Below are 11,541 nucleotides of genomic sequence, written 5' to 3'. Positions count from 1 at the left end.
TGCAATACCAGGACAAAATCAAAGAGTCATCTTTCAGGGTTGCCACTGAAAATGAAATCGGAAGTAAATTTAAGAAAATTACAAAGTATACAGATACTAAGACCTAGTGTAGTAAGTTAAGGACTTATAAAAGAGAAAAGATAGAAAATTTACAAGTTTAAATGACATAGTCGACCCGAGGGTTTTTTTATACAATGTAGGATAAAAAAATATTTGCAACCGTCACACGTACATCTTTTATTTTAAACAGTGTCTTACATTTTTCTAGTCTTTGTTATAATTCATCTTAATTTTACTCCACAAGAAACAACTTATTTATAATATAACTTACTCTTTAGTTACTTGTAAATCAAACGTGTCTACGGCAGCGTAGCAAGCATCTACGAGAAACTTTTAAAAGCTAAGACATTTAAGGCTATCTAGCATTTGTGTAAAACGAGCTTGCTGAAATATCTAATCCTTTTCTACCCTGCACCTATTCTTTTCCTCTCTTTCGCACTCACTCTCTGTATCTTCCAACGATCAAATTCCTATTTTAAATTATAATTTTAACTTATCAACTTCTGCTTTTGCTTCATTCTTAGTTTGTTCTACCTTCTCTCTTTCTTCTTGAACCTGTAATTTTAACTTATCAACTTTTGCCTCAGCTTCATTCTTAGTTTGTTCTACCTTCTCTCTTTCTTCTTGAACCTGTGACTTTAATTCACTAGCTTCTGCTTCTAATTTTGTAATTTCTCTTTGTGATTCCACAGCATCTTTTTTACACTGTATTAACTTATCTTTTGCCTTCTTAGTTTCATCTCTACAGTCACGAAGTAAATCTTCTTCTGATTTATCATCCTCTTTTTCCGCAACCTGATCTCCTAGATTTTCGACTTGCTCACCCTCTTCACCATAAAAAAGTTTGTTGGCATATAAATTACTATTATTAACTTGATCGCTATAGATATTGTTTGACATTGTGACCTCCTATATAGTCAAAACTGGAATTAAATTAGAGTATAAAAGCTAGGAATTCAACATGGGTAAAAGAAACCACAGCTCAGGAAATCTAAGGTTAACTCAGAAATTATTATAAGCCAAAATGATTAAAAATTTTATAACTTATATTGTAGATCTAGCATAATAACCAACAATTATTCAATTTCCACCTTACTCACCAGCTTGACACAGTCCATCTTTATTCATTAGAGAGCCGTGATTCCTCTACTCTCCAATGATTAATCACTTGTCAGTTTTGAGTGTAGTAGTTGATAGCCTGTACGTAAATACGTTGCTTTTGTCCTTTAGAAATTTTTAGTCTACTATCTTTATCCAGAAAAAAATTGTAAAATTTCTATAGTTATGGTATAATTGTAAATACCGCTTGCCAATAAGCTGAGTATAAAAATGCCGTTCGGACAAATCATTACATATAGCACGATATTACTTGCTATAATTGCAGTATCTCTCTTTTTGAGAAAAATATACAAAAATCATATTAGGAAAATTATATTTCCTCTAAAAGTTCTCAAAGAAGAGTGGGAAGAAAATAGAAGATTTAATGAATTGTATCAAAAAAATAAGCAAAAAGAGTTGATGAAACAACAGGAAATGCTAAGGGAGAAACAAAAGAATATGCAAGTTTACAAAGAAGATCTAGAAATAGTTGATATAGCAAAACCGTTAGGTAAATGGACAAAGATGGTTATGATGGGTAATAGTTTAATGAAACATTTTGCACAATTGATACACAGAGAAGGTGATAAGAAAGGATTTTGGGAGCTATTTATAAAAGCTCAGTCTTCAACTAAGGGTAAATATAAAGGAAAAGGCAGATAATCCATGCTTGAATGTAAAAATCTATCCTGTGCTCGTAATAACAAAGTATTATTTAAAAACCTCAATTTTAAAGCTGAGCCAAAATCAAAAATCTTAATCACTGGTCCAAATGGTAGCGGCAAAACCAGCTTAATCAGAAGTTTATCTGGACTCTTACCGCCAGTATCAGGCAATATAAGATACTACGGAAAAGACATATATGATGATCCAAAATCCTTTATATCTTCCATGGTTTACGTAGGACATAAAAACGCCTGTAAAGATAGCTTAACAATTGGTGAAAACATAGAATTCTGGGCAAGAATACGGAACACTAGAGAATCAGTTATGGCAGCTGCTTATTGTTTAGAGTTGCAACCTGTATTTAACATTAGATATGGTGAACTTTCTGCAGGCTGGAAAAGAAGAGTTGCGCTTGCCCGCCTTTTAATTTCTAATGCAAATATCTGGCTGATAGATGAACCTTTCTGTAATCTTGATAGCACAACATGTGAATTAGTATTGAACCTAATCTCAATACGCTCTGAGCAGAACGGTACAGTAATTATTACAGGACATAGCTCTACAGAACAATTGTGTGACTTCAAGACAATCGACATACGTGATTTTAACAGACCTCTTGTATAATTTTTGGCCTTATTGTACTTACATCAATAATTTATTATCACATTTAATATTACGCATTAAAATTAACTCATCTCTTTCAAAGGCTCTATATTAAAAATCGAAAGTCCAGAAGCAATGACGTGTGCTAAGGCTTGGACGAGAAACATTCTTGCAGCGGTGAGATTTAAGTTATTCTCCAGTATAAACCTCATATTTAAATCACTTTTGCCATATCCCCATAAAACGTGAAACGCTTCTGCAACTTCAAGTAAGTAGAAAGTAATTCTATGTGGCTCACAAAGCCTTGCAGATATTTCTACCACATCTGGCCACTTTGCTAAGGTTTTTATGAGGAATAGCTCCCCATCTGTCTTTAAAAGTGAAGGGTCTGCTGTTGGGAGCTCTTTTGGAGCATTACGCATTAACGAATGAGCACGGGCGTGCGCATATTGCACATAAAAAATAGGGTTGTCTTTTGACTGTTCTTTAACTTTAGCAAAATCAAAGTCCAAGACCATATCATTCTTGCGTGTTAACATTATAAAACGAGTTATATCCCTGCCAACCTCTTCCACTACATCCCTAGCTGTAAGAAAATTTCCTGATCTTTTGGACATCTTAACAGGTTTTTCATTCTCGAAAAAATTCACAATATTATGCAGTTTTACCTCTATTTTTGCTTGATCATCACTGAGCGCAGAGACGACTGCTTTTAACCTTTTGACATAACCACCGTGGTCACTACCAAGCTCTACGATCATATTGTTAAAACCACGCGATATCTTATCAAAATGGTAAGCGATATCTGAGGCAAAATAAGTCCAACTGCCGTCCTCTTTCTTCAATGCGCGGTCAACATCATCGCCAAATTTTGTAGAGCGAAATAACATTTCTTTTCTGGAAGTCCAATTTTCACTTTCTTTGCCTTTTGGTTTCTCCAGGTACCCTTCATACACTAGACCCTTGTCAGATAATATCTTTATACTCTCTTCGATTTTGCCACGTAGCTCATACTCTGAAGTAAAGACATCATGATTTACTCCAAGCAAGCTCATGTCCTCCTTTATGAGTTCTAAAATAGAACTTAAAGTATATTCTCTAATTATCTGGTTATCTTCCTCTGCTCTAAGCTCCTTGCCATATTTTTTAGCTAATCCCTCTCCTATTGGCTTTAAATATTCACCTGGGTATAAACCCTTTTCAATGCTAATTTTTTCTCCCAGAGCTTCCTTATACCGCAAATATACTGACCGAATTAGCGTATCTATCTGTGCTCCAGCATCATTGATATAGTACTCCTTAGTAACATTATAGCCAACTTTCTTTAGTAAATTTGCCAGAACATCACCAAACACTGCTCCTCTTGCATGACCAATATGCAGAGGGCCTGTTGGATTTGCCGATACAAATTCAACATTGACAGCTTGATTATTTCCAATATTTAGAGTGCCAAACTCTGTTTTTAGCTCATTTATTTGTTTCAAAATCCCATGCCACACTTCTATTTTTAAGTGCATATTGATAAAACCGGGGCTTGCTATTTCCACTTCTGCAACTTCATCAAAAGGTTTAAATTCTCTTGCTAAGATCCCTGCAATCTCAATTGGATTCTTTTTTTCATGCTTTGCAAGCACCATAGCAACATTTGTGTAAATATCACCATGTGCTCTATTGCTTGGAGGTTCCACAATAAAATTTTCTGCACTTGTATTTATGACACCCCTTTGTTTCAACTCATTTAATTTGCTGGAAATTAGAGAGGAAATCTGCTTGAAAATGTTCATTCACTATACTGCTATAAAATCTATAGCAGTATAGCAAATAAGTGGGGCTAGTTGAAGTTATGATTTTCTCTCTACTCTTTGTTTGGTGTAAGGCAACCTTTTCTGGGTCTTTTGAAACCCAGAAAAATTATAGTTTACATTAAGTCGTTGCTGTCACTATAGTGACGGAAAGCCATACTTTCGCTTTCACTAAAATAAGCATTCCCTGTACCTCCATTTTTCTCTTTCTCCAGTTCATTCTTAATACTTTCTTTTAGCTCATTCTTAGTCTTACCACTAATCTCAAACTTAAGACCTTTTTCTAGTTCATTCTTAATATTTTCTATCAGTTCATTTTTAGTCTTATCATCAATCTCAAACTTAAGACTTTTCTCTAGTTCATTCTTAATACTTTCTTTTAGATCATTCTTAGTCTTATCACTAATCTCAAACTTAATACTTTTCTCTAGTTCATTCTTAATATTTTCTTTCAGTTCATTTTTAGTCTTATCATCAATCTCAAACTTAAAACATTTTTTCAGTTCATTCATAGTCCTGTCATTAATCTTACACTTAAGATCTTTACCACATTTATCATGAATCAACTTACTCTTATTGACTTTACAATCATCCAACTTTGTAAACAAATTAACTCTTACCATATCATTTACAAAACATGTATTAGTTGGCATTGGATGAGCATAGGCGCTTTTAAACATAAAATAACTCCATCAATAAATAAATTTATCAAACAATTAAACATAGAATAATGTGTGTACTAACAATACACACATTATATTGCTTTTATAGAAAATAAATATTCGAGTCTGCCGCTTGTGTATTGTGATCAGTAGCAAGAACCATGATTATGCTAGAGTTCAATGCATCCACACATTTATCACATTCAGTATTGTCGTAACATTTACCCACAATTTTGCCATCTGAAATCCTAAGGTCATTTCTAGTACTCGCAATAATTTCCCCACATTCCTTAGAACTCATACCTGTTTCATCAGAGGTTTTCAAATTGAGAATCTTATCCGTTCCTGGCAAGGTTGATATTGCAAGCTTTTTTATGTCAAATGGTATCGATTTATCATCATCTTTAGATTCAGGCTTAGGTTCAGGCTTAAGTTCCGGACAAGGTGGACAAGCAGGAGCAGGTGGACAATATGATATTATTATAAGTTAAAATAATTAAAGATTTAATAGTTTTAGTTATCAATCTAGCATAACAACCAACAAGTATGACTCAAATTTTCCTTCAGTTTTTACTATATCTTCACCAATTTTGCATACAGCCCATCTTTATTCATTAGAGAATCATGAGTACCAACTTCTTCCACTTTCCCGCAATTAATCACTATAATCTTGTCAGTTTTGAGTGCGGTTGATAGCCTGTGCGTAATTATAATTGTTGTTCTGTTTTGCATCAACTTGCTAAGTGCTTTTTGCACTAGGCTTTCACTTTTATAGTCGAGGGCGGAAGTTGCTTCATCCAGTATTAAAACCTGAGGATTTTTCAGTATTGCTCTTGCTATTATAATACGTTGCTTTTGTCCTTCGGAAAGCTTTAGTCCTCTTTTTCCTACAAATGTATCAAATTTATCCGGCAGCTTATCAATAAATTCCATTGCATACGCACTGATAGCTGCTTGCTTCACCTCTTCATATTCAGCATCTGGTTTACCATATAGTATATTTTCCATTATTGAGCAAGAAAATATCATGTGATCTTGTGGTACTAAGCCAAACAGCGATCTTAGATCATTTAGCGCAATTGTCTTAATATTCTGTCCATCGATAGTAATACTGCCTTCACTTGGATCGTGAAAACGGAGCAAAAGCTTTAAAATGGTGCTCTTGCCACTGCCAGATGGTCCAACAATTGATACTGATTGGCCTGCCTCTATAGAAAATGATACGTTATTTAATGCTGGCTTATCAGCATAAAAAAATGTTACATCGTTAAACGAAATTCCTTTTTGAACACTATTGATCCTTATAGGATTATCATTATCTAATATAGAGCTTTTCATGTTCATAAATTCAAATAAACGCTCTACAATTCCAAGACCTCGTTGCAAATCACTGATGTTATCGCTTAGATTGTTTACAGCCCCTGCAGCAAGTGCTGAATAAAACACAAATGAGGAGAGTTCTCCAATGGTCATATTATTACTTAAGACTTCTTTTATTCCCAAAAAAAGCAAAACAACTAGCGAACCTATCACACACGTGATAACTAGAGTTACTAAAATAGCACGCAAGAGTACTAATTTTACGTATGATTTTGATACTGAGTTTAGATGTTTCTGAAAACGAATTTTTTCATTTTCTTCGAGTACAAACGATTTGATAGTTACTATAGATCTAAAATTTTCCTCACTAAATGATGCAAGCTCACTTAATTTATCCTGAGCAAAGCGTGCATAATTGCGTACTTTTTTCCCAAGTGAAGTCATGACAATGAGCAGTATAGGTATTATTGCAGCTGCATATGCGGTTAAATGTAGATTTGTGTATAACAGCATTGCAACACTACCAGTTAGTACCACAAAATTCCTCAATATTGTCAATAAGCTGCTGTTTATTATCGATTGCAATGCAGAGGTATCAGTAATGAGTGCTGAGATAACATCTTGCACACCTGTATTCTCAAAGAAACTTGGTTGTAAATCAGTAATACTGCTATATAAGTCATATCTGATTCTTGCGATAACTTTTTCGCTTCCAATGCCAATGAAATATAACCGAATAAATGCAGTGAGAGAGATGCCTAAAACTATCAGTATTGCAACTAATAGATTAGTAGTAAAATTATGCTCTGCGCCAGAATCAATTATGTTGCTTAAGCCCCTACCAAAAAGAAGAATCGTTAAAGCTGAAAATAGAACTGCAATAAACGCTACGGTAAAATAATGTAAACTAGGTTTTATATAGTAAAATAACTGCTTAATGTTAGATTGCATTTTATTTTAAAGTTAAGTATTTAGCTTCAGGAAAAAGTTACAGCATTAGTCTACAGTGTACTTCCTTAGAACAATACGTTCAAGAAACTTTAGCTTCTGAAGGAAAAACGCTGCGAAATTACAGAAAGTTAGCAAAAAAACTACTGAATAGACCAGAGTTTATTTTGTTCCAATATGTAATGCTACTATTCCATAACTCATATTGTGGAACTCAACATTCTTAAAGCCTACCTCTTCAATTTCCATTTTAAAGTTAGTCTGAGTTGGAAATTCTCTTATGCTTTTTACTAGATATTCATAAGAACCCTTATCTTTAGCAACTATGCTGCCAATTTTAGGAATTACTTTAAATGAGTATAAGTCATAAAATTTGGTGAATATCTCATTTTGATAATGCATAGGGGCAAATTCCAAGCAGACAAATTGTCCATTTTGCTTCAATACCCTATATGCTTCACTTAAAGCCCTCTTACGGTCGGAAAAGTTTCGAATACCAAAAGCTACTGTATAATAATCAAATTCGGAATCTTCAAATGGTAAACTCTCTGCATTTGCACATACCCAATTGAAATTTAGCTGATTTGAATTTATAGCTTTATCACACCCTTTGTCCAGCATGTTTTGATTTATATCACATACTGTAACTTGAGCACTTGGCTCCCCTCTTGCTATTCTTATAGCTATATCTCCGGTTCCTCCAGCAATATCCAAAACCTTGGAGTGCTTTTTAAAATGCACACTATTTACCATCTTATCCTTCCATAGCCTGTGCATTCCAAAACTCATTATATCATTCATGATGTCGTAGCAATTTGCTACAGAATCGAAAACCTCTTTAACTAGTTGTGATTTATCCATATTTTATATAGAGATTGCTTACATAATTATTTTAAACTTTAGCAGTTAAATTAATATACTAATGAGAAAAATATACTACAATTAAACATATTTAATCCAGTAAATCATTAGTGTCGACAGCTTTTTCACAAAATATCATCTCTCTTATTATGATATTATCTGTAGCAGTTGTTGATATGGCAACAGACTTATACTCAGTTGCATTGCCAAGTATTGCCAACTATTTTAAGGTGAAAGGTAATATAGCGCAGCTTACGATCAGTTTAAATTTAGTAGGAGTTGCAATATCTGGATTAATTTATGGGCCACTGTCAGACTATTATGGTAGGCGCCTAATAATGCTGATTGGCATGGCAATTTTTACTTTGGCAAGTATTGTATGTTGCATAGCTGATAATATTATACTTTTAATATTAATCCGTTTTATACAAGGAGCAGGAGCTGGTGTTGCAGGCGTTGTCGGATATGCAGCAATCAGGGATATGTACTCAGGTAGTGAATACTCAAGAGTAATCTCAAAGTTAAATATGGTAGTAGCACTTTCACCTGGAATAGCTCCAGTGGTAGGCAGTTATATAATTTCACATGGTTATAGTTGGAAGTTTTTGTTTTTTATCATATCACTTGCCGCAATTATTATGCTCATTTTTATTTACTTGAAGCTACAAGAAACGCTGACCGTAAATAAAAGTAAAGCCAGTATTAATATCTTCAAGCAGTATATATTAATATTTAAGAATTATCGTTTCCTTGGGTTTTCAGCCATTCATGGATTAACTTTCATGTGGCTTTGGGCATACATTGCTAACTACCCGTTCATATTTGAATCAATGGGTATTGAAGTACAATATTTTGGCTATCTCATATCAATCATAGTCATATTTTACGTAATCGGCACTTTAATTAACAGAAGGTACGTACCAAAAATAGGAGTGAGCAAGATGCTAATCATAGGTTTGGTATTACCAATAATATCTGATGGTTTATTGGTATATTTTTATTTCATGAACAAATTGAACGTGCTTATTCTTCAAGTTCTTTGGATTCCAAGCAATATAGGACTTGCACTCGTAATCAGCAATAACGTAACTTCTGCTTTAGAAACGGTCAAAAGTATAGGGCTTGGTAGTGCAGTTCTCTCATTTTGCAATATGATGTTTGGGGCTGTTGGAATATACATAGTAGGAAAATTCTTTTCTTATGGCATTTTACCAAATTTACTATTAACAGTTGTATGTTCTATAATTGCAATTCTTATATATAGTTTACTTAAATATACTGAAAAACACGAAGGATAATCATTATTTCTACAACCCAGATTTCATGAATTATTAATTACCTTACTATAGTAATGCAATTTTATAGAGAAGTGTTAAATGAATTATTCAATCAGAAATATAGATGCTGCTTTACTTGATGCTGCTAAAAGAGGTGATCTTAATGAAGCAAAGCGCCTAATAATTGAAGAAGCTGATGTTAATGCATATGATGGATCTCAAGGTAATTCTCTATATTGGGCTGTTAAAAATAATCATTCTTATATAGCAAAAGTTCTATTAGATAATGGAGCAGATTTTATTGCTTATGACTCTTCTCGAGAACGCCACGTGTTAAATAAATACGAAGAAGTAAAAGCTGAGCATTGTAAGGTTTCTCTACATCTGGCTGCCAGACTTGGCGACTTGAAAGCAGTAGAAGACCTATTAAAGAAAGAAGCAAATGTTAATACAAAAAATGATAAAGGACAGACTCCTTTAGATTTAGCTAAGACAGAAGAAATAAAAAATCTATTACAAAGCATAAAAGATGCCAATGACAAATTGCTTGAAGCTGCTAAAAGCGGTAATATTGATGATGTAGAAAATCTGTTAAATAGAGAAGAAAAAGTACAGGTTAACGCAGAAAATGAATTTGAAGAGACCCCTCTACACTTATCTGCTCAAAATGGACATAAAGACGTAGTGGAATTTCTACTCAGCAAAGGAGCAAAAATTGATGCAAAAAATGAATTTGAAGAGACTCCTCTACATTTGGCTGCTCAAAATGGACATAAAGGTGTAGTAGAATTTCTATTCAGTAAAGGAGCAAAGGTTGATGCACAAAGTGATGATCTAAGCACCCCTTTACATTTTGCTGCTAAATATGGACATAAAGACGTAGTAGAATTTCTACTCAGCAAAGGAGCAAAGGTTGATGCACAAAGTGATGATCTAAGTACCCCTTTACATTTTGCTGCTAAAAGTAGATATAAAGATACAGAAAAGATAGTAAAATTTCTACTTGATAAAGGAGCAGACGTTAATGCACAAAATAATGCAGGAGAAACCCCTTTACATTTAATTCTTCAAAAAATAGACCTAGATATAGATACAGATAAATTCTATACTCTACTGAACAAAAAAGGCATCAATGTTAATCTAACAGATAAAAATAAAGAGACTCCTTTGCATTTTTTTTTAAAAAAGAAAGCGATGGAGATACCTGAATTGGACGATCTACTGAAAGTAGAAAGTATCAATGTTAATTTACAAAATATAGATGGAAAGACTCCTTTACACCTGGTAATTGAAAAAAACAACTGGAATACATTGCCTAATGTATCGTGGAGCCGTGAAAAGATGGTCGATATTCTAATAGGAATGAAGGCAAATGTTAATGCAGTAGATAAGGATGAGAGGACTCCTTTACATTGGGCTGCAGGATATGGTAGAAAAGAGATAGTAAAAGCTCTAATAAACGCAGAAGTAAATGTTAACGCAGTAGATAAGGATGAGAGGACTCCTTTACATTGGGCTGCAAACTATGATAGAAAAGAGATAGTAGAAGCTCTAATAAACGCAGAAGCAAATGTTAATGCACAAGATAAATATGGAAAGACTCCTTTAGATTTAGCTAGCACAGAAGAAATAAAAACTCTATTACTAAAACCCCCCAAAAAAATTGATGACAGTATAGCATCAAAAGATAATGAAGTAGGTCAAGAGGAAGATGCTGAGCAAGAAGGTAATGCCCAACTAAGTTTACAAGAACAAGAGGAAGAATCACAGGAGATCAGTGCAGAAGAAGAAAGTGATGTAAAAATTGAAGCTGCTGATAATGGACATCTTCCTTATGCAGAACCTACACAAAATAGAGTATCGACAAATGAAGAGCAACCGAGCTCTTTTTTCGATAATTTGCTTAATATAATTATGAAGCCCTTTTCTTTAATTGCATCATTTTTTGGTGGCTTTTTTTCATGGTTGTTTGGATCTGATGAACCATCAACTGAATATGATCAAATAATTGCACCAAGTAACTCAGGAGGAGAGGAGCTAACAAACTATCAAGAGGGTGACAATAATATTATATAATAGATTTCTTGCATAACTGGCATTCAAAGGAAAATCAGTTGATGTCATGAAAGTAGCTGACACTGGCACCCAGTTAAATTTACGGAGTATAATGGATTCCAGACTGGAATGACAAGAAAGGGAGCACTGACTTGAACATTCCCCTGAACAGATACCTTGATACATTAA

11 protein-coding genes are annotated in these 11,541 nt (G+C 33.8%); 5 read left to right on the top strand and 6 right to left on the bottom strand.

The features are described 5' to 3' along the window. Positions 1 to 540 precede the first annotated feature (540 nt). On the bottom strand, positions 541 to 960 hold the full coding sequence (locus ACJ5GX_RS01525; protein ID WP_495292616.1) for a hypothetical protein: 420 nt from the start codon (positions 958 to 960) through the stop codon (positions 541 to 543). Between the two features lie 429 nt (positions 961 to 1,389). On the opposite strand from ACJ5GX_RS01525, the gene ACJ5GX_RS01520 reads away from it, so the two are divergent. Both ACJ5GX_RS01520 and ccmA read left to right on the top strand, forming a co-directional pair. Continuing rightward, a complete protein-coding gene (locus ACJ5GX_RS01520; RefSeq protein WP_052265043.1) occupies positions 1,390 to 1,821 on the top strand; it encodes a hypothetical protein in 432 nt (143 codons plus the stop codon). Positions 1,822 to 1,824: 3 nt separating this feature from the next. Next, the gene (gene ccmA / locus ACJ5GX_RS01515; protein WP_007302587.1) at positions 1,825 to 2,448 is read left to right on the top strand and encodes a heme ABC exporter ATP-binding protein CcmA; all 624 of its coding nucleotides are present in this window, start codon (positions 1,825 to 1,827) and stop codon (positions 2,446 to 2,448) included. A 62-nt stretch (positions 2,449 to 2,510) separates the two neighbouring features. Here ccmA and argS read toward each other — a convergent pair whose 3' ends face one another. The 3 genes from argS to ACJ5GX_RS01500 form a co-directional block, all read right to left on the bottom strand. Continuing rightward, entirely contained in the window at positions 2,511 to 4,211 is a 1,701-nt protein-coding gene (gene argS / locus ACJ5GX_RS01510) for an arginine--tRNA ligase (RefSeq protein ID WP_096097177.1), read from the bottom strand. 134 nt (positions 4,212 to 4,345) lie between these two features. Further along, positions 4,346 to 4,909 (bottom strand): hypothetical protein, encoded by a 564-nt coding sequence (locus ACJ5GX_RS01505; protein ID WP_006012452.1) that lies wholly within the window; start codon positions 4,907 to 4,909, stop codon positions 4,346 to 4,348. An 85-nt stretch (positions 4,910 to 4,994) separates the two neighbouring features. Next, positions 4,995 to 5,216 carry a hypothetical protein gene (locus tag ACJ5GX_RS01500; RefSeq protein ID WP_236681822.1) on the bottom strand — a complete coding sequence of 74 codons (222 nt, stop codon included), beginning with the start codon at positions 5,214 to 5,216 and terminating at the stop codon, positions 4,995 to 4,997. 1 nt (position 5,217) lies between these two features. Here ACJ5GX_RS01500 and ACJ5GX_RS01495 point away from each other — a divergent pair, with 1 nt between their 5' ends. Further along, entirely contained in the window at positions 5,218 to 5,382 is a 165-nt protein-coding gene (locus ACJ5GX_RS01495) for a hypothetical protein (protein ID WP_167470124.1), read from the top strand. An 82-nt stretch (positions 5,383 to 5,464) separates the two neighbouring features. Here ACJ5GX_RS01495 and ACJ5GX_RS01490 read toward each other — a convergent pair whose 3' ends face one another. Together ACJ5GX_RS01490 and ubiE are read right to left on the bottom strand one after the other, a co-directional pair. Beyond that, a complete protein-coding gene (locus ACJ5GX_RS01490) occupies positions 5,465 to 7,162 on the bottom strand; it encodes an ABC transporter ATP-binding protein (RefSeq protein ID WP_052265046.1) in 1,698 nt (565 codons plus the stop codon). 159 nt (positions 7,163 to 7,321) lie between these two features. Further along, positions 7,322 to 8,020: a bifunctional demethylmenaquinone methyltransferase/2-methoxy-6-polyprenyl-1,4-benzoquinol methylase UbiE gene (gene ubiE / locus ACJ5GX_RS01485; protein ID WP_052265047.1), complete on the bottom strand. Its 699-nt coding sequence runs from the start codon at positions 8,018 to 8,020 to the stop codon at positions 7,322 to 7,324. A gap of 110 nt (positions 8,021 to 8,130) precedes the next feature. Here ubiE and ACJ5GX_RS01480 point away from each other — a divergent pair, with 110 nt between their 5' ends. Next, positions 8,131 to 9,318 (top strand): Bcr/CflA family efflux MFS transporter, encoded by a 1,188-nt coding sequence (locus ACJ5GX_RS01480; RefSeq protein WP_495292615.1) that lies wholly within the window; start codon positions 8,131 to 8,133, stop codon positions 9,316 to 9,318. A gap of 78 nt (positions 9,319 to 9,396) precedes the next feature. Next, positions 9,397 to 11,373, top strand: a complete 1,977-nt coding sequence (locus tag ACJ5GX_RS01475) for an ankyrin repeat domain-containing protein (protein ID WP_007302582.1) — start codon at positions 9,397 to 9,399, stop codon at positions 11,371 to 11,373. Positions 11,374 to 11,541: the final 168 nt, after the last annotated feature.

This window comes from Wolbachia endosymbiont of Tuta absoluta, assembly GCF_059414725.1.
This window is presented reverse-complemented; position numbering and strand designations above follow the sequence as displayed.

Excerpts from the sequence above, each read along its gene's own strand:
- ACJ5GX_RS01520 (WP_052265043.1), top strand. The coding sequence starts at position 1,390 with ATGCCGTTCGGACAAATCATTACATATAGCACGATATTACTTGCTATA.
- ACJ5GX_RS01525 (WP_495292616.1), bottom strand. The coding sequence starts at position 960 with ATGTCAAACAATATCTATAGCGATCAAGTTAATAATAGTAATTTATAT.
- ubiE (WP_052265047.1), bottom strand. The coding sequence starts at position 8,020 with ATGGATAAATCACAACTAGTTAAAGAGGTTTTCGATTCTGTAGCAAAT.
- ACJ5GX_RS01490 (WP_052265046.1), bottom strand. The coding sequence starts at position 7,162 with ATGCAATCTAACATTAAGCAGTTATTTTACTATATAAAACCTAGTTTA.
- ACJ5GX_RS01505 (WP_006012452.1), bottom strand. The coding sequence starts at position 4,909 with ATGTTTAAAAGCGCCTATGCTCATCCAATGCCAACTAATACATGTTTT.
- ACJ5GX_RS01475 (WP_007302582.1), top strand. The coding sequence starts at position 9,397 with ATGAATTATTCAATCAGAAATATAGATGCTGCTTTACTTGATGCTGCT.
- ccmA (WP_007302587.1), top strand. The coding sequence starts at position 1,825 with ATGCTTGAATGTAAAAATCTATCCTGTGCTCGTAATAACAAAGTATTA.
- argS (WP_096097177.1), bottom strand. The coding sequence starts at position 4,211 with ATGAACATTTTCAAGCAGATTTCCTCTCTAATTTCCAGCAAATTAAAT.